This window comes from Butyricicoccus sp. AM05-1 (genome assembly GCF_003474415.1).
In the GTDB taxonomy this organism is placed as follows: Bacteria; Bacillota; Clostridia; order Oscillospirales; family Butyricicoccaceae; genus Agathobaculum; species Agathobaculum butyriciproducens.
Genome location: NZ_QUDG01000001.1, coordinates 259,712 through 277,489 on the forward strand (window position 1 = coordinate 259,712; position 17,778 = coordinate 277,489).

Below are 17,778 nucleotides of genomic sequence, written 5' to 3' on the forward strand. Positions count from 1 at the left end.
AGTCCAAGCTTCTCCCTGCTTTATTGTATCACTGCTGCTGATTTTCGTCAAGAATCCAGCAAAATCAGTGCGCGGTACAGCATCTCGCACGCCGTTCGGCGGTCGAGCGGAGTTTCGGGATTCTGCGCCTGCGCCGAGGTGAGCACGGAGATCCGTTCAAGACGGCTCATTGCAGGCTGCGCCCAGTCCTGCGGCGAATGGTCGGACATCGACCAGGCGTACTGCATACCGTTCAGCGTGCCGTCAAGCAGGTGATCGAGCACCACGCCGGCTTCAGCGACTGTGATGGTTTTCTCGCCGCGAATCTCACTCACGCCGGAGGCGGTCGCGTAGCCGCTGACCAGTCCGTTTGCGGCTGCGGCGCTGATATACGGCTTAGCCCATGCAGAAAGTCCGCTGTCGTCCGCAAAGTCGGTCTGGTCTGTCGGCGCAACGGACAGGTCTGCCGCGGCGGCTGTCATGGCGATGAACTCACTGCGTGTTACCGCTCGGCTGGGATGGAAAAACGCACAGCTGCCGATGGTTTCTCCGGTCATTACGCCTTTCTGCGCCAGATAGATCGCCGCGTAATGTGCCGGATCACCGTCCATGTCCGAGTAGGTGAGTCCGGTCTTATTCTTTTTGATTTCAATCGTGATAGCGGCAGGCTGCGCTGTATTGCCCTCGGCGTCCACGGCGGTATAGCGAAAGCTGTCGCGTCCGGCTTTGCGGCCCGGTGTGTAATATAAGGTACTGCCCTCGATCTTCGCTGTGCCCAGCCGCGGCTTTTCGGTCAGTTGATAGAGCACTACGTCGTTATCCGCGTCGGTCGCGGACAGTCTGGCCTCCACGGCAATATCCACGCAAGTCTGCGCCGTGACCGGCTGCACCACTGGTGCATTGTCCGCCGCCTGTGCAGTTACTGCGGCAGCGCCGATCAGTCCCGCATAGGCGAGCACGGTTGCGAGCAGCACCGCAATGATGCGAATCTGTCTGTTTTTCAAAATCCTTCACCCTTTCCGGTCGTTTCTTCTATCGGAAAGTATGCACGCGGCTGTTAAATTTTATACCGGATCGGAAGAATTCCGGTTCGTGTATGTTTTCTTCCAGTCGGGAAACGGAAAATTCCGCAAAAGCCCTTGCCGAAAACGCAGAAATGTGGCATAATTCTATTATATATACATTGGGAAAACAGAAAGGAGATTGGCGATGGAAAATCATCAGCTTGTTCTGGTGCTCGACTTCGGCGGTCAGTACAATCAGCTGATTGCACGACGCGTCCGCGAACATAATGTTTACTGTGAGGTCAAGCCCTATAAGACCTCGATTGAGGAGATCAAGGCGCTCAATCCGATCGGCATCATCTTTACCGGCGGTCCGAACAGCGTTTACGAGGAAAAGTCCCCGAAGTGTGATCCGGCTCTGTTCGAGCTGGGCGTACCGGTTCTGGGCATCTGCTACGGCTGCCAGCTTATGGCGCATACCCTCGGCGGCGAGGTAACTGCAGCGCAGGAGGACACCGCGCGCGAGTACGGCAAGACCGAGACCTTCTACAACACGGACTGCAAGCTGTTCAAGGGTCTGCCGGAGCAGGGTATTTCCTGGATGAGCCACGGCGACTACATGGCAAAGGTGCCGGAGGGCTTCGAGCTGGTCGCTCACACCGATATGTGTCCGACCGCTGCCATCGCTGACGAGAAGCGCGGCTTCTACGGCGTACAGTATCATCCGGAGGTAAACCACACCGAGAACGGTTCGCTCATGCTGAAGAACTTCCTGTATGAAGTCTGCCATGCAAAGGGCGACTGGACCATGGGTGACTACAAGAACAGCTCCATCAAGGCCATCCGCGAGAAGGTCGGTGACGGCAAGGTTCTGCTGGCGCTGTCCGGCGGCGTTGACTCCTCGGTTGCAGCGGCCCTGCTGGCTGAGGCAGTCGGCAATCAGCTGACCTGCGTATTCGTAGACCATGGTCTGATGCGCAAGAACGAGGGTGATGAGGTTGAGGCAGCTTTCTCCAAGTGGGACATCAACCTGATCCGCATGAACGAGGAGGACGCATTCCTCGGCGCTCTCAAGGGTCTGACCGATCCGGAGGACAAGCGCAAGGCCATCGGCGCACAGTTCATCCGCACGTTTGAAAAGATGGGCAAGCAGATCGGTGAGCAGGTCGGCAAGATCGACTATCTGGCACAGGGCACCATTTATCCGGACGTGATCGAGTCCGGCAAGGACGATGCCGCTGTCATCAAGAGCCACCACAACGTAGGCGGTCTGCCGGATTTTGTGGACTTCAAGGAGATCATCGAGCCGCTGCGCATGCTGTTCAAGGACGAGGTTCGTCAGCTCGGCTTTGAGCTTGGTCTGTCCGAGCAGCTGGTTATGCGTCAGCCGTTCCCGGGGCCGGGTCTCGGCATTCGTATTACCGGCGAGATCACCAAGGAGAAGTGCGACATTCTGCGTGAGGCAGACGCAATCTTTCGCGAGGAGATCGCAAATGCAGGTCTGGACAAGGAGATCAACCAGTATTTTGCAGTTCTGACCAACACCCGCACCGTAGGTGTTATGGGCGACAGCCGCACCTATGATTACGCACTCGCGCTGCGCGGCGTAACCACCAGCGACTTCATGACCGCTGACTGGGCGCGCATCCCGTACGAGGTGCTTGATAAGGCTTCCAGCCGTATCGTAAACGAGGTTGTCGGCGTAAACCGTATTGTGTATGATATTACCAGTAAGCCGCCGGCTACGATTGAGTGGGAATAACCTTCTCTGGCTAACACCTCTTAAAAAGTGACCATATATCTAAGGATTTGGGCATTTTGAAAAACGTCAAAAATTTTTTGATACATTTTTGATACATGTCAGTAATTTACATCTATTAACAAGACCTAAAAATCCCCGCCTGTTTTTGATCGCAGGCGGGTTTTTTTATGAATAGATATGCATAAGAAGTGGATAATATTCGTAAAAAATGGGGCGCAAACGCGCCCCAAAACTTACTTCATATCCTTAAATCGGTACAAGAACTGAACCATCTGCTCTCTTGTGCAGAAGCTCTTGTAGTTCTTATTGCCCTTATCATCGCCCTTAATCAGGCCGATGCCTTCAGCCCACTTACGAGCAGTCTCAGACCAAGAGCACGGCTGTTGCTTAGCAAGGCCGGCCAGATAAGTATCCATCATCTTGTTAAACTGTTCCTGAGTCACTTCTTCTTCCTCCTTTACCGGCACGTTGTAAGTGCCATTCATAGCCTTTACGATCAGCGGCTTCAAGTTCTTGTCGTAGCTTGCGCGGGTGTTACCGCCGAAGAAAGCGGTGCCCGGGCAGGTCTTACAAGAACGGCTTGCGACGTAAGTCCCCAGAGACTTGCCATCGTCTGTCCACCACGCATGATAGGTGATACCAGTCTCCGGCGAGAGCTTGAACTTCTTCAGAAGAGCCGCGGCCATGCGAACGATAACATCCTTCTGGGCAGCATTCATCTTGTCGCAGCTAACGTCGAAGTTGCCAAGGTTCTCAATGCAGATGCCGTTCGTGTTTGCTCCACGACAACCGGCCGGCGCGACGTTCATCGAACGACCAGTGCAGATCATACCGTCAGGGAATACCGTGAAGTTCTGTGCGATGTCTGCGTAGCCTGCTCTGTTGACATGATAGTCACGCATATTCTTCTGCAGCTGGAGGTGATTCGATCCGTTGAACTGCTTATAGCAGGGAGACCAAGTGTGATGCTCCTGAATTACGGTGATCCTGCGAGTAACCTTCTGCTGGGTCAGCCAAGTCTCAAACTCGCCAATCGTCATGAGCGTAAAGCCATACTGGGTCTTCATACGGTCTCTACCTCCTGTTCGGTCGTGCCATTTACAATCTTCGACATATCGCAGAGACTGTCGATCATCTTGGACAGCGTGTCCTCGTCTACAGGGTAATTGATGTAGTCAGCCGAAGCCTTAACCATAGCCATGACCCATTCTTTTCTGGTTGCGCCGTCGTCGAACTTCTTCTCTGCCTGTTCCATCAGGGACATAACGAGGCCGAGCAGGTTCGCCCAGTTCTTTTCCTTGGTCGCGGTCTTAACATACTCCACCAGCTTTACAGCAAGCGGGATGCAGGTTGCCAGACCGGTAAGAATAGCCACAATGAGCTGTACAATCTGATTAGTATCCATAATTGCCTCCTTTCGGGCATAAAATATACTTAAAAGTTATCAGCAGTCGCGGTCGTCGTTCTCATATCCGAAGTCGGTATCTGTATAAGAAACTGGCGGCGCGATCTCAATTTTTTTAATGTTCTCCTTGCCGCTTTTGCTCTGATAGAAGCTGACACTCGTACCATATGCCGCCCAGACAGCGGAGATAAAGGTCGTCAGATAGGGGAGAGACCCTGTATAGTCCAACTCAATCGCCCGTCCGACAAAACCGAGAACCCTGTGCGACACATAAGCCACGAGTACGGTCTCAAAGACCAGAATCAGCTTGGAGAACTCGAGCTTACGCTTTTTTCTTCTTTTGCGAGCCATGACAGCTCCTTTCGCGTTTTATTGAAAATTGGTAAAGAAAAAGCCGGGAAGCCCCGGCTTATCTTTTAAGATGCTGTGCTCATCAGGATAACCACAACAGGGATGTCTACGGTCGGAACAGTGCCATCCGCAGTCATCGTCAGCAAATTTGCAGCCTGACCGGTAGCACGCAGAGATGCTTTCTTAGCAGCTTTCAAAGCGGCCGCCGAGATATTCTGCGTCAGACTGATAACGCCGTTCTGGCTGGCAGCCAATCCTTTAATCGTCAGAGCCTGCGTCTTATTGCTCCAAGCAGCCGCCGACAGGGTAGTAAACACCGCCTCTGTCTCATAACCGGGGGTGAGGTCAACCCATGCCCCGCCGGTATAACGCCACAGGTGAGCCGTTTCTTTCACGAAGTAGAAACGCTCCATCGGCGCAAGAATTGCTTGTCGAGCCGACTCGGTAGCTACATCAATGATGTCGGTCAGGTGCTTGCGAACCTTATCCTTGGTGTCGTAGAAGACATCGCCGGTGTCTGTGCAGATCAGATAACGTCCCGGCACAATCGGCACAGTGGTTGTATTCTGAGCCTTGCTGAGCACCGTCTCATAGGTTCGGAAGTAATAGCCCATTTCGCACCCCCTCCTTTATAAAGAATAGCCCCGCGAGAAGCGGGGCGGATAAACAACAGGGGCGATCAGAACGTGCCAACCTCCAGAGCGGTCTCAACAGCGGCAACACGGCCGTCCATGGTGGTGTTCAGACCATCAGCGTAAGCCTTAGCATTGGTCTCAGCGGTTGTAGCAGAGCCCTTAGCATCGTAGTTGACAGCCAGACCATCAGCGTAGGTCTTAGCGGAAGCCAGAGCGGTATCAGCGGCACCCTTTGCGTCATAGTTCTTAGCCAGACCATCAGCATAAGCCTTAGCGTCAGCCAGAGCCTTAGCAACAGAGCCGGCAACGTCAGCGCCGCCGTTCAGAACTCCAACCTTGGACTCAAGGTCAGCAATGCGGGCAACAGCTGCAGTCAGGTCAGCAGCCTTTGCGTAGTCGCCGATCTTCAGAGCGTCGATAGCTGCGGTAACGTATGCAACAACGGTGGCCGGCTCATCGGTGCCGCCGATACCCTTAACGATAGCTTCCAGAGCCTTGATAGCGGAGTTCATGGAAGCAGCGTCGGTCTTGTGGCCGGAAATCCAGTCAGCGATCTCCTTCAGGGTATCAAAAGAGGAGTCAGCGCCGTCAACGATCTTTGCAACCTCCTCAGCTGCGATTGCGCGAGCAGACTTGGAAGCGTCCTCGCCAACCAGAGTAGAAGCCTGAGCAGCAGCGTCGTTGATCTTCTTCTTCAGAGCGTCGCCGAGCTCGGTCTCGGTGACCTCGTCCTTCTTAGCCAGTGCGCCCAGAGCGCCGATGCCGCCGGTAACAAGGTTGTCAACGTAGTCCTTTACAGCCTTAGCGGTTGCAATCTGCTCGTCAGTTACGCCAGCCTCAATCGTGGTAACGGTCGGCTTGATGACAGTCTTCCATGCAGAGCCGTCGTAAACCTCACCAAGGCCGGAGGGCAGAATGTACAGAACGCCCTGTGCCGGGGTGGTCTCACGCTCAGGTACAAAGCGTACCGGCTCGGTGTACAGGTTCTGGCCGAAGTATACCTCATGGGTATCAGTGGTCAGATAGAATGCCTGCTCACGAACTGCAGGCAGGTTTACCTTCTTACCGCAAAATACAAGTTTAGTTGCCATAGTGTTTTCTTCCTTTCTTGCCGCATTGAGCGGCCATCATGATGTGAAAAGTGTGAAAATATTAGAAAAGGACGCCCGAGAGCGCCCGAATCTACTTTATTAGAAGCCGTTAACTTCAACCAGATCGTCAGCCGAAGCAATGCCCTGACCGCGTGGAATACCAAGATTCAGAACATAGTTCGGTGCTACACCGGTAATATCGGCCGTCGCCTGCTCGTCAGGAGCCAGCGTAGTTACCGTGCCGATTGTCAGATAAGCAGCCTGTCCATCTTCGCCGGTCTCGCCACGAGGAAGACTGATTACCAGATGCGGATTCTCTGCGTCTCCGCTGACGGAAACGGTCGGAGCATCCGTAGGCTCGAGAGCTTTTACCTCGAAGGAAAGATTTGGCGTTGCGCCGGTCTCTCCCTTTTCACCCTGCGGGATAGAAAACTTCAGCTTTGCTTCATTTGCAGTGCCGACATTTTCAACCAGAGCAGGGGAGTCTGCAGCCACAGTTTCGGTCGATTCAACCTCAACGGTCGCGGCTTTGCCCTCTGGGCCAACTACTTTACCAAGAATAAGTTTCGCCATGCGCGTTCACCCCCTCAAATTTCCGCCACAAGATAACCATCTTCATTGATGGAAAGATTGGGCGCAGCTGTGTTGTCTGCATAATGCAGTTCGAGATATCCGTCAGGATTGACTTCAAAGCCGTACAAGCCCTCATGTGCCACAACGTCACCCGGGTCGCCCTTCTCACCTTTAGGAATAGAGAAGTTCAGTGAAATGCTGCCGTCTTCATCGACAGTCTTTTCAACAGAGGCTTCCTCGTCAGGCTCTACCGATTTGGCCGTCGCGCCCATGTTTTCGATGGCGTTCTTGGCTTTTTCAGCCTCGGCAGCCGTGTTCTTAACCTTCTCATAGGTCTCGTTTACACGATGCTCAATCTGGGTAAACTCAGATGGAATTTCCGGCCACTGTGCTTCTCCGGCCATCGACTTCGGAATACGGATGGTGATGAGATTGGTATGACGAACTTCTTCGCCTTTGACTCCTCGAAGCTGAACAGAGTATTTGCCCGATTCGCCGACCCAGCCGCGTTCGAGAACCGCGCCGATTAGCTTGGGTTTCTTCTCTGGCTCGCCGTCCTCTTCCGGAAGATCAGCCACAGCCGAAGCAGTATCTTCGATGGGTTCCATCAACACGATGTTGAAATTATCGCCGCACTGCACAAGCATGTGCCAGATGTAACCGTCTGGCAGATTGCCCGCCACCAGAAGCGAGCGGGAGAGATGGTCATACTGCTGAGCAATCGTTCCAACAGGCTTGTCAAGATACCAATCGTCAAATGTAAATACAGAGGAGTAGTATTCCATGCGTTACGCCTCCTTTCCCGATGAGTTCGGACATTCCCTTACAATCAGTTCGGTCATCGCTGGCTGAACTACTGAGTGCATATATCCGTTGCCGCCGGCCTCTTCATAATCGCGAAACAACCCCCAGAAGGCTTCAGCCTCCATCTGTGTCCATGACTTACTGGGGTTGGTTTCTTCGTTTGTGTAGTAACGGTAACTCTGAAGAAGCCTGTCACGGAGCTTGTTGCACTCGCGGCGTTTATTGGCTTCTTCTACTGAGTCCAGTCTGGCTTGGTAGCGCTCCATTGCTTGGCGGATAGTCTGTATCTCGTTTTCCAGCGTTTGCTGTATCTTGATGCTCTGGGCGCGGTACTCAGGGTATTTATGCACAGCGTCGAGTGCTTCATTGATTCGCTGGTCGCGGGCTTTTTCAGCCTCGTAGCGTTCAATGAGAAAATCTCTGACCTTTTTGTAGATCAGATAAAGAAAAACGCCGGCGAGAACTAACTCGACGACGGTAGAAAGGGTGACTTGCCCAAATAGATTTATAAAATTATTAAGGCCGGTCATTACGCATCACGCTCATGGCGAGCCTCCTTTCTTTGCAAAATTTATTGACGTTAGGTGGATTCTATTGTATAATTTATACAATAAAGAAATGAAGGTGTGAGACCAGTGACAGAGAACGAAACTCCGCTCAAGTTATGCAGAAAGTGGAGCGAGATGGCTCCCGGCTGCTTCGACACGTTAGACGTGTTGTGCAGAGAGTCTCACGAAGAAATGGGAGTGAGCGATGTGTGCGACCTCCCAATAGGTGCAGCATATGAATATCTGCGAGTGAAGTGCCATTTGGAAAAAGACGGACGTGCTCGTCTCGCCAGTGAACTTACGGGATTATACATTTGGCGAAAGCATAAGGTTATCTACAACTTCGACCATACTCTTGCGCAAGAGTTAGTCGCTCAAGCCGATGCCATAACAGAAGATGACAAAATCCCTACAGAAATTCTGCTGAGACCGCCTTATCCGTGTGTGTATATTCAGACCGATAAGCCGCTCGCCGGAGATTCACTACCTCTCAAGTTTATGGCTTGGATAGAAGAAGACGCGAATTCTCACGTTAGAGAGTTCCGCGTCCAATCTTTTTCAGATGACATGGAACACACCAAGACGTTCATGTTAGAGCTGACGAAGCCCACGGTTTATGACTGTATTTATGATACCGTAGCCACAACCGCAAAATATCACACTTTTGCCAAATTTCAGTTGAACAACATTCACATTGACGAAAGTGTTCGTGTGGTGCTCCGCGCTATGCAGTTATATCTGTATGTCTGCAGTGACCAAGCGGATATCCGAGAAAATCCTAAACAGCAAGGGATTTATCGGCCTCGCCAGCCGGGTCAGCCGATCAAAGATAAATTCCGCGAGATAGACATGAAGGACGTCGGTGTTGTAATTGGCCACACGCTGCGCCGCGCCGAACAGGAATCCAGCGCTCCGCAAGCAACCCCTTCGACGGATGAAGCGAAGCAGGGAAATCATAAACGCCCGCATACTCGTCGAGGCCATTGGCATCACTATTGGACTGGCCCAAAGAGCGAGCCAGAACAGAGAAAACTGATTCTGAAGTGGACTCACCCGATACTCGTCGGCGGTTACACAGATAATGTCGTTACCATGTTCCCGGTAAAGGAGTAATGTATGAAAAACAGAAGTTCTAACACTGTTGCTGTAATCATGTGGGTGTATGCAATAGTCAACGCGGTTGTTGGTATTATTTTTGCTTGTTCAATGTATGATACCTATGAAGTCTTGAGCATCTTGTTTATAGCAGTAACTGTTGTTTTCAGTTTTGGCATCTATGCTGTTGGTGAAATCATCCAACTTTTGCAGGACATCAAAGATAATACCAATGGTGCGATTCAACCTATCACATTATCGCAAAAGCAGAGCAGCTCGGTAGATGATGATTTGCCTTCGATATAAGCATCACTAGAGGTGAATGATATGTCTGAAAAATATACGGTTATACAACATGAAAAGCGTGCGTTCTGGGCGCATGATTGTCCTGTACTACTGCAGGCTCATGCTTTAACAAAGAACAATGTAGACAACAGTATCCTGGTTCAATGCAAATTTGAAAATCTATCTGAACAGAACATAAAGGCGATGTTTGTTTCCGTCAAGTGTTTTGATGTTCTGAATAGAGAATTAACTGGAGTGGACAAATTTTCTTATCTGGATATTTCGATACAACCATATACGTTGTTTGGAGACAGGACAGCTATACTACTGCCGGATAATGAAACCAGAAATATTCGCATCACTCCTGAGCAAATAGTGTTCTCTGACAACACAGTCTGGGAAAACAAATATAGGCAAGCATATGAGTTAGCGAAATATGATCAACTACCAATTTCTTCTTTAGGAGAATTAGCAAGCCAGTATAGCCGAGATTTAAGTTACATCAGCCCCACACAGCAGCATAACTATTTGCCTTGTCATGAAAATGGATTTGTTATTTGCGGATGTGGAAAAATTGTTATGAATTCGGTTGCGAATTGCCCCTGCTGCAAGGTTCCCTTGAAAGCATTGTTCGACTTGAATAATGTCAAAAATCTGGAAAAACATCTCTCTGAATACAATGCTGAACTAGAAGATAATTATAAAAAAATTGAGATTCAACGCGCCAAAGAGAAAGCCATACTATCTGAAAAGGCCCGACAAGAGGAACTTCAACATCTGCAGAGAAATCCTTTTATAAAACAAAATCCGAGTTCAGATCATACAAAAGTATATAATCTGAAGAAAAAAATCGAGTTAAGTATCTTTGAGAAGGTAGATAGTAAGATTGAAAAAAATAAAAATGCTGTTCTCATCGTTCTCTTCGTTTTGGTCATATTACTCGCAATCGTGTTACCTCTATATTTGGGGTAGTCAAAAAATGTGGCACTTTTGTCATTCAGAAAAAATAAGAAAAGCACCCTTTTATAGGGTGCTTTTTCGCGTAAATTATGATTTTGAATACAAATCCTGTTAAAAGCAAGCCACAAACCGTAACAGGGAGTGTAGGCAGTTACTTTCATTGTTATTGGTATGATGGGATAACTTTTCACGAAGATTCAGGCAATTCAAACATGACTGTAGCGGCTAATAGTGTCTTTGTCGTCAGAGATACTGGCAGTAGTATTACTTTTTCCGGAGGGATTGAAGAAGTATATACGGAAGAAAGCAGATTTTCCAATACTCATATTTGCAAAGTTGCCGGAGATTTCGAGATTACCTAATCGTCCCAAATCATAATTTCATTCCTCCTATAATAGCAATCAAGGTTTAAGGTGCAATACCGCCGAGCGTACCGACCAGCGACAGCGCCGCTGTAATCACTTCTGCTGGCATAGATGCCTCCTTTTAATCGTCCATAATGATTCTAAAATCTTTTAGAACCTTATAGGTGCCATAATTAGAATACGGCGTACTATCTGCCGAATAACCGGTTTCAGACACTTTTAATAAAGCATCTGTCGGATCTACAATCATTGGAAATCCTCCGATCGTATCAGGCAATACGATATATGAATTTTTACAAATTCGGGCTTGGGATGCATTAGTCGAACTGATAGCCATAGGTAAAATGATTTTGAGATTTTCAGATGTTGTAACTTCGCATAAAGCGTAAAAAAGCTGGCTAGTGCCTTTGCATTTTACCGTTTCAATGTTTCGGGAATTGTTTCTATCCTGCGTGGCGTTCATAATCATGCCGCCACCTCCGTTACGAGATGGTTACATCCTCCGCAGGCATGACAAACCAATAATGGCGTCTCCCATTTGGAAATGTTATTCCCTGTACTTTGCCTTCCCCCATAGGAATCATTGTCCCAGATGCGGTTTTTACAAAACTTTCTCCAAAATCGAACATGAACTTGTCGTCGGTCCCCATTCCAACGATTTGTCCTGCTTCTGCATACTCCGAATTGAACCAAACCAGTACGTTTTGATTTAATATATGGTACTTCTTCTGCCCTCCGGCAGTCCGATTGAGTATCATGCCGCACCGCCTTTTGTGCAATGCGACGAAGCAGCGTTAGGAGCTGCCCCCCCCCGGATTTTAGTATGCTAAAGTTGTGCATATTATCCTCCTTACTGTTTCACAGCGTTTGCCTGTAACCATTTGAGCAGGTCGCCAGTGGGCGGCTCAAGGAATGTGATTGTACGAAGTGAATCAGATAACCAACCTGTAAAGTAAACAAGCATACAGTCCCCAGCGGAATATACGATATCGTCAGCATGGTTAAAGCCTATATACGCTATGCTATGTCCCGTCTTTCCACCAGCATAAAGAAAAATTCTGTCGGATTCTTTGGTTACACCATTGTACTCATATGTGAATTTGATACTCACATCAAGATTCGTAGTTGTTGGAGTGCTGTTAATAATCCACATATTTTCAGGATTATTTGTCCGCTTCCTCGGTAAATTATAAATCATCGCCGCACCTCCAATCCAATCAGCTCTGCAACGTATTCCAGCTCGCCAATCTCTGCATCATAGAACGCCTTGTTCCAAATCCAGAAATCCGCGTATTCCTTGCGCTTGAATTTTGCGCAGAGCTTGTCTGCCCAAACCTTGTCCCAGCGCTTCTGGTAATCGCCGTCGCGTTTCGCAAGCCTGCGTTTGATGTCGCCAATCAGCTTGCCGCGCAGTAAACCCTTGCCGTCATCGTCTCGTGCAAAGTGGCAGAGCGCGTTCTCACTGGCTGCAAAGCAAAGCGGCTTGCCCTCGTAGAAAATAATGCCCTCTGATTCCCAACAGGGAAGAGTAGCTTTCAAGTTCACAGGACCACAGAGGGCAGCGTCCTTGAACCGTTTGTATACGATATATCGCATGAAAAACCTCTTTTACGCCCGTTTTCGCGGGCGTTGTTTGTTTAATTAAAGATTAGACCTTGAACATTGGGGCAACGTCATTACTAAAGCTAGCTTTTTTCGTCGTCTCGTGACCGGTGTCATTCACACAGCAAAAATGTCTGCCGCTGGCGGAAGAAGGCGAACGACACAACCAGTTACCCTCCAAAGATTGATCTGAGTATTTATACTTGGTTGTAACATATTGGTCATTAACATCAGCAGCAAAAGGATCGATATTACCATCTTTGAAATACTTATACTGTGCCTGATGATTTTGTTCTGCTGAATTTGCATAGGTTCGAGCACCGTGAATCTCAAATTCCGCCAGAAGTGGAAGGAAATCAATGGTCGTCGTAACAAAAGACGCAGTATCAGAACCGCCGCCCGTATTATCCGTATAAATACACATCGGACGCATCACAGCGCGGAGATCGGCCGGCAAGCAGCTCATCAGGGAATAAGCTACCGGAGACGTTGCTGTTGTCGCAGTTGCATCACCGTTCTGAACGTTTGTAGAACCTAAAACATTGTAGCGCATTTCGGAATTCTTCCAGCCACCAGAGTTGGTATCAGGAAAAGGATTCATAACAAAAGTGAGATCGTCCAGACAAATATCCTTGCCACCGGTAAGCGCCGTCTTAAACGTGCCGAATGTAATGCCATCCTTCGTGCCGCCAACCGTACTGCTGTCGTGGTCAAAGTCCAAAATGTAAACATACAGCTCAGTATTCAGGCTCAGTTTCCCTGCCGTGCCGCTCAGCTTAATCTTCTTACAGTCGCCGACCGCCCACAGATTCTTAGCATTACCTGCTAAAGACTGCTTGCTGATATAATCCCAGCTTGCCTGATCAAGTGTCGGCGGCGTCACATCATTCACACTCTGCACCACAACCCAGACCTCAACATCCGCCGTCGGCACGGTATCCGCCGTAAACGTAACCGAGTTATCGCCCTGCGCCGTCATCTGAATGCCTGCTTCGTTGTAAGCGCTCATGCTCGTTCCCGCAGGCATCGGCATGATAAGCTGCTTGCTCTCGTCTTCAAGTACGCCGGAGACCGTTGCGGATTGGGTTTTCGCAGTGGAATCCCAGCCGGAAGCGGTGAGCGTTACTTTGCAGGCGTTCGGAGTGACAGCAGAAGTAGCCGCGTCTACATAGCTTTTAGGTGTCGGCATGGTATCGGTGGTAGGGGTGACTACGTTGTTGATATGTACACCATCGGGCTGCAAGAGCATTGCGGTTTCGCTTCCATTACGACTGACGATAGCTTCCACTCCGTCCACGCCAAGCAGAACGTGTGCATTACTGTATACCTTGCCATCTTTTTTATAATGAATCGCCGCAATCAAAGGATTACTTTGGTATACGGCAAAACCTTTGACGTATCGGTCTCCATTATGGTTCTCACCCTGCGTCTTGTAAAAATAACCTTCGTTATCTCCGCCCGTGATCGCGCCCGTCATCTTGCCGCCTGCAAGCGGCAGATACTTCGCAAACTGACTTGCGTGTGCATCCGTTGCGGAATTGTGGGAACTAACCGCGTCTGAAACATCGGTTTTAACATCATCCGCATTCGGAATCTGTGTGTTCGTGCCATCAGCGTTACCGGTATACAGCCGCTTTTCATCGGTTACATACGCAACCTTGCCCTCTTCCAGCGATGGCAAACCGGGTTTAGGGCCAGTATAATCGACGGTGCTTTCGCCCGTCGGAAATGCCGAAATAATAGGCATCATTTCATCCTCCTTTATCCTAAGAGTACAACCACAGTAGGAATATCCACCGTGGGCTTCTTGCCGTCGCAGTTCAGAGTAAGCAATCCATCAGCCTGCGCCGCAATCGAAAGCTGAGCCTTGCGGACAGCTGCACGCTGATCTGCCGTCGCGCCGCTTGCAATCGCAATAGACCCGTTGGTATCAGCCTTCAGATTTGCTACTGCAACCTGCTGCGAAAATGGCGCGGCGTCGCCAATCCAGCCGTCAGCCGTCAGCGTAATTTCGACCGAACGGCTTTGCTCAGCCTTTCCGGAAAGGGCGGCGTCGATCTTCACCATATTGGAATTGGACTCGGACGCCATCTGTTCGCGCCAGTCCTTGAATTTAGTCCCTGCATCATCTGTGACGAACAGGTCGTAGTTAGGTGTTTTGCTCATCTCACACCGCCTTTCTTACAAAATCACATAGTCTAAGTCGTCGAGTGTCATCGTGTCTATATCAGCCAGAGACCTATCATCAACTTCAGACAGCAGTCGATATTTTCGGATAAACTCCTCAATCGCACAGCCGAGCACCACAACAGAAGCCAGTTCAGGAGAAGAACCAGTCAACGCTGCATCACACGCAACCGTGATAACGCTATCAGAATCAGCGTGCTCTCTCTTTTCGAGCAGAAAATGGCCGGCGGCCATATTCTCTATTTGGACAGCATTTTCAAAGCCGCCGAGCGGGAAGTGTTCCTCAAGCTCGCCGAGCTTCGCTGTGATCTCCATACCAGAGTTGCCGCCGGAGAAGTAGTTGTAGCACAGATTAGTAACTGCCGCAGAAACTACTGTTTGAGTCTCTGCGCCTACGGCATAGGTCAGTAAAAACTGAACCGGGAACGCGACTGGAATTACGGAAGTCTCAGTCTGCAGAAAACTATTCTTTGATATTTCTACAACTGTAGAATCAAGAGTGAAAGAAGAAGCGCCGCCGCCCAGAGAATAAAGAATATCCACCTGCAGCGGTGCCGCGTAAGGCTCCATCGCTGTCATGCCGCCATCAGAGAAAAGCTGATAGCATAAACTTTGCAATTCTGCCTGAAAATGCAATGCGTTCTCGGCTTTGTCGAATTTGTGGCTCCAAGTCTGCTGAACTTCTGCGGAGAAGGGAAGTGCGCCGGTTGCTTTTTCAAGCGTCTGCTTAGTCTCCTGCGCGGTGGTCTGAATCTCCAAACCATTCTCCGTGCCGGAGAGCTTTTTGCGTACTTCCATATTCAGCTTGTCTACCGCCAGAACAACAACGTCACCAGCCTGTTCGAAGGTCTCGGCGTGCAGCTCGGTCGGCTCGCTGTGAATCGTGAGCGCGTCAGGGAAGGAGCTCAGAATCTTGTGAGAGGTGAGCTCCGCTTTGCTGTCGATAACAAGCGCGTTCATGCCGTGTTCCATAACGTGCCGCAGAATCTGGTCAATCTCCGAATGGATAACCACACCTTCATCTACAGAGAAAAGGCCGGTCAGATAAGTATCGACCACATGGCTGTCTACGATGATTGCGTCATATACCTCGCCGACATATTCACGGAAGGGGATAGAGGATATCGTCAGGTCACATTCGGTGTAACGAGACTTGGTGACCAGATCAATGTCGATCAGACGGTCACGAAGATAGAGTTTATAATCCTTCATGCTTGTCCCCTTATCTTAAACTTAGGCGGTCGGGTTCTGAACGGACAGCTTGAGGTAATTCTCCTTGATGGTCATGATGGTAGCCGTCTCGACCGTTCTCGGCGTAGTCAGTGCGCCGTACATCAGCAGATTGCCTGCGCCGACCTCGTTGGAATCATATACAACAAAGTGGGTAACAGTGCCCCAGCCGTTGGTAGACTCGTTGAAATTGATTGCCTGCTGGTTGGTTACCATACCGTCAACCGGTTCACCCAGACTGTTCAGCTCAACACGAGCGTAGCCTGCTGCAGTCTCCGGCTCCGTTACATTGCCGCCGGTCTCATTGGGCTCGGTCTTGCTCAGGCCGATGTAATACTTCGTCGGAATAGCCGGCGTCTCCTTGGAACGGAATACATTGCCCGCCACAAGGTTCAGAAAATACTTAGTATTCATGCCTTTTCTCCTTTACTTAATGATTGGTTTGTCAATATTGCGCGTCACATACATGATGCCCTGATAGGGAATGTCCACATCTCCCTCGGAGCCTTTGATAGTGACCTGATAAATAAATTTCCCCGCCAGATTGACCGTGTCAGATGGTTCGAGTTCGACGCGAAGAATGTTGTCTGTCGCGTCGGTTTTGCTCTCGATGATATCCATCGTTTTGGTAATCAGCGGGGAAGATTTATTCAGATACTCAGCTACAGAAAAGTAGCCGGTGCAGCCTCTCATGCTGAGCGGGCGGCCGTTGTCCTCAAAGTAGGTATGAAACGCCAGCTGCTGTGTTGCACCGCCAACAAATGTGACGGTCGGCAGCTGATAGGGCGATTGGTCGCAAAGCGACATAAGTTCACCGCCTTTCTTAGGCCGCAGAGTTGTCCTCTTCTGCGAGTTTTGAGAGTTGCTGTGCGAGGTTTCGGCAGCGCGTCAGCACTTCTGCCATGCGGATAGCATCATCGCCGCGGACTGAGATTTCCGCCAGACGATTGTGAATCTGTGCTACTTCCGCGAGAATTTCTTTTGTCATGTGTGCTCCTTTAGATTTGATCTATCCACTCATTCATACATCGGGCGAGCGTGGTAAAGTACCAAGCGTACACAGTGTCGCCTGAGGCAACTTCGTTAATACCGGTAGAGTAACTGCGGCCGATATTATAGCGAAGTGAATTGAAGCGTTTCGCGGTCAGCCTTTTATCAGATGTTGTCATTTTAGTGTCAGTATATTGGGCATATTTTGTGCTCCAAGTCTGCCCGAGCGCGTTTTCAATCTCAATAACCTTACCACACATATCGTTCCAGACTTTATAGGAGAAGTCTGAAAGTGCCCCTTTGTTTATCAGAGCATCATACGCCGCTTTGGTCTGAGCTGCTGAAGCAGTACCGTTTGAAGAACTCCACGACCATTTAGATATGGCGGGCTTGTCTGTCGTAAATTCATCTGCGTCCAGCCATGAACCGTCAACGCGTACATTGATGGCGTAACGTGTGTTCGGCGAAAGATTTTTGTATGTTTTCGAAAAAGAAGAGCCGCTCGCACTATAGTCTTGATTAACGACAGTCGTACTGGAATCATTGTACGGTCGAATCAGTACACGAATGCTTTGGCCATACGCGAGATCTTCAACATAAACAGTAACAGAGTTTGTTCCGATATTGCCGGTATAAAAATAAGGATTAAGTTCCGTTTTTGTTCGGAATTTTGCGCCAGTTTGCCATACATTATTTACTCGGACATTGGCGATATAAGCAGTATCAGGTTCGAGACCACCTATATCTGTGCTCATCGTTGTACTGGTCGCAGTCGCATAATCAGTTCCCGACACGTCCGACGAATCGTCTTGTCGGCGAACGAAGAAAAACAGGTCGTCGCCCTTTTTTACGCCGCTGACACGGACGGTAACGCTGGTAGACTCAATATTTCTTACGGAAACGGTAGCCATA

General features: G+C 49.6%; 24 protein-coding genes. 4 read left to right on the forward strand and 20 right to left on the reverse strand.

The features are described 5' to 3' along the window. Positions 1-47: 47 nt before the first annotated feature. A complete protein-coding gene (locus DW088_RS01430) occupies positions 48-983 on the reverse strand; it encodes an S-layer homology domain-containing protein (RefSeq protein WP_118358945.1) in 936 nt (311 codons plus the stop codon). Positions 984-1,188: 205 nt separating this feature from the next. Here DW088_RS01430 and guaA point away from each other — a divergent pair, with 205 nt between their 5' ends. Further along, on the forward strand, positions 1,189-2,745 hold the full coding sequence (guaA, locus tag DW088_RS01435; protein WP_117491254.1) for a glutamine-hydrolyzing GMP synthase: 1,557 nt from the start codon (positions 1,189-1,191) through the stop codon (positions 2,743-2,745). A gap of 233 nt (positions 2,746-2,978) precedes the next feature. Here guaA and DW088_RS01440 read toward each other — a convergent pair whose 3' ends face one another. From DW088_RS01440 to DW088_RS01475, 8 genes are all read right to left on the reverse strand, one after another. After that, positions 2,979-3,812: a peptidoglycan recognition protein family protein gene (locus DW088_RS01440; protein ID WP_118358947.1), complete on the reverse strand. Its 834-nt coding sequence runs from the start codon at positions 3,810-3,812 to the stop codon at positions 2,979-2,981. Next, positions 3,809-4,150 carry a hypothetical protein gene (locus tag DW088_RS01445; protein WP_118358949.1) on the reverse strand — a complete coding sequence of 114 codons (342 nt, stop codon included), beginning with the start codon at positions 4,148-4,150 and terminating at the stop codon, positions 3,809-3,811. The genes DW088_RS01440 and DW088_RS01445 overlap by 4 nt, the downstream gene beginning before the upstream one ends. A gap of 39 nt (positions 4,151-4,189) precedes the next feature. Beyond that, positions 4,190-4,501, reverse strand: a complete 312-nt coding sequence (locus DW088_RS01450) for a hypothetical protein (RefSeq protein WP_118358951.1) — start codon at positions 4,499-4,501, stop codon at positions 4,190-4,192. 65 nt (positions 4,502-4,566) lie between these two features. Then, a complete protein-coding gene (locus DW088_RS01455; protein WP_118358953.1) occupies positions 4,567-5,115 on the reverse strand; it encodes a hypothetical protein in 549 nt (182 codons plus the stop codon). A gap of 65 nt (positions 5,116-5,180) precedes the next feature. Further along, a complete protein-coding gene (locus tag DW088_RS01460) occupies positions 5,181-6,227 on the reverse strand; it encodes a hypothetical protein (RefSeq protein WP_118358955.1) in 1,047 nt (348 codons plus the stop codon). Between the two features lie 99 nt (positions 6,228-6,326). Further along, positions 6,327-6,800 (reverse strand): hypothetical protein, encoded by a 474-nt coding sequence (locus tag DW088_RS01465; RefSeq protein ID WP_118358957.1) that lies wholly within the window; start codon positions 6,798-6,800, stop codon positions 6,327-6,329. Positions 6,801-6,814: 14 nt separating this feature from the next. Beyond that, complete coding sequence (locus DW088_RS01470; RefSeq protein WP_118358959.1) at positions 6,815-7,585, reverse strand: hypothetical protein; 771 nt, start codon at positions 7,583-7,585, stop codon at positions 6,815-6,817. A gap of 3 nt (positions 7,586-7,588) precedes the next feature. After that, positions 7,589-8,134 (reverse strand): hypothetical protein, encoded by a 546-nt coding sequence (locus tag DW088_RS01475; RefSeq protein WP_118358961.1) that lies wholly within the window; start codon positions 8,132-8,134, stop codon positions 7,589-7,591. 105 nt (positions 8,135-8,239) lie between these two features. On the opposite strand from DW088_RS01475, the gene DW088_RS01480 reads away from it, so the two are divergent. Genes DW088_RS01480 through DW088_RS01490 form a run of 3 tightly spaced genes read left to right on the forward strand, consistent with a single transcriptional unit; the run spans position 8,240 to position 10,504 of the window. Then, on the forward strand, positions 8,240-9,265 hold the full coding sequence (locus tag DW088_RS01480; protein WP_147356527.1) for an AcrVA2 family anti-CRISPR protein: 1,026 nt from the start codon (positions 8,240-8,242) through the stop codon (positions 9,263-9,265). Between the two features lie 3 nt (positions 9,266-9,268). Then, a complete protein-coding gene (locus tag DW088_RS01485) occupies positions 9,269-9,553 on the forward strand; it encodes a hypothetical protein (protein WP_118358965.1) in 285 nt (94 codons plus the stop codon). A gap of 21 nt (positions 9,554-9,574) precedes the next feature. Next, positions 9,575-10,504 (forward strand): hypothetical protein, encoded by a 930-nt coding sequence (locus tag DW088_RS01490; RefSeq protein WP_118358967.1) that lies wholly within the window; start codon positions 9,575-9,577, stop codon positions 10,502-10,504. Between the two features lie 474 nt (positions 10,505-10,978). On the opposite strand, the gene DW088_RS01495 is transcribed toward DW088_RS01490, so the two are convergent. The 11 genes from DW088_RS01495 to DW088_RS01540 form a co-directional block, all read right to left on the reverse strand. Beyond that, positions 10,979-11,326, reverse strand: a complete 348-nt coding sequence (locus tag DW088_RS01495) for a hypothetical protein (RefSeq protein ID WP_118358969.1) — start codon at positions 11,324-11,326, stop codon at positions 10,979-10,981. Positions 11,327-11,339: 13 nt separating this feature from the next. Beyond that, the gene (locus DW088_RS01500; RefSeq protein WP_118358971.1) at positions 11,340-11,615 is read right to left on the reverse strand and encodes a hypothetical protein; all 276 of its coding nucleotides are present in this window, start codon (positions 11,613-11,615) and stop codon (positions 11,340-11,342) included. Between the two features lie 92 nt (positions 11,616-11,707). Continuing rightward, complete coding sequence (locus DW088_RS01505; protein ID WP_118358973.1) at positions 11,708-12,055, reverse strand: hypothetical protein; 348 nt, start codon at positions 12,053-12,055, stop codon at positions 11,708-11,710. Beyond that, entirely contained in the window at positions 12,052-12,453 is a 402-nt protein-coding gene (locus DW088_RS01510; RefSeq protein ID WP_118358975.1) for an isoaspartyl peptidase, read from the reverse strand. The genes DW088_RS01505 and DW088_RS01510 overlap by 4 nt, the downstream gene beginning before the upstream one ends. Positions 12,454-12,505: 52 nt before the next feature. Then, positions 12,506-14,209 carry a hypothetical protein gene (locus DW088_RS01515; protein WP_147356528.1) on the reverse strand — a complete coding sequence of 568 codons (1,704 nt, stop codon included), beginning with the start codon at positions 14,207-14,209 and terminating at the stop codon, positions 12,506-12,508. A gap of 11 nt (positions 14,210-14,220) precedes the next feature. Beyond that, complete coding sequence (locus DW088_RS01520) at positions 14,221-14,625, reverse strand: hypothetical protein (protein ID WP_118358979.1); 405 nt, start codon at positions 14,623-14,625, stop codon at positions 14,221-14,223. 15 nt (positions 14,626-14,640) lie between these two features. After that, complete coding sequence (locus DW088_RS01525) at positions 14,641-15,858, reverse strand: hypothetical protein (RefSeq protein WP_118358981.1); 1,218 nt, start codon at positions 15,856-15,858, stop codon at positions 14,641-14,643. 21 nt (positions 15,859-15,879) lie between these two features. Continuing rightward, entirely contained in the window at positions 15,880-16,290 is a 411-nt protein-coding gene (locus DW088_RS01530) for a phage tail fiber protein (RefSeq protein WP_118358983.1), read from the reverse strand. A gap of 12 nt (positions 16,291-16,302) precedes the next feature. Next, positions 16,303-16,683, reverse strand: a complete 381-nt coding sequence (locus DW088_RS01535) for a hypothetical protein (RefSeq protein WP_118358985.1) — start codon at positions 16,681-16,683, stop codon at positions 16,303-16,305. A 16-nt stretch (positions 16,684-16,699) separates the two neighbouring features. Beyond that, positions 16,700-16,864, reverse strand: a complete 165-nt coding sequence (locus tag DW088_RS15765) for a hypothetical protein (RefSeq protein ID WP_158574577.1) — start codon at positions 16,862-16,864, stop codon at positions 16,700-16,702. 10 nt (positions 16,865-16,874) lie between these two features. Then, on the reverse strand, positions 16,875-17,777 hold the full coding sequence (locus DW088_RS01540) for a hypothetical protein (RefSeq protein WP_118358987.1): 903 nt from the start codon (positions 17,775-17,777) through the stop codon (positions 16,875-16,877). Position 17,778: the final 1 nt, after the last annotated feature.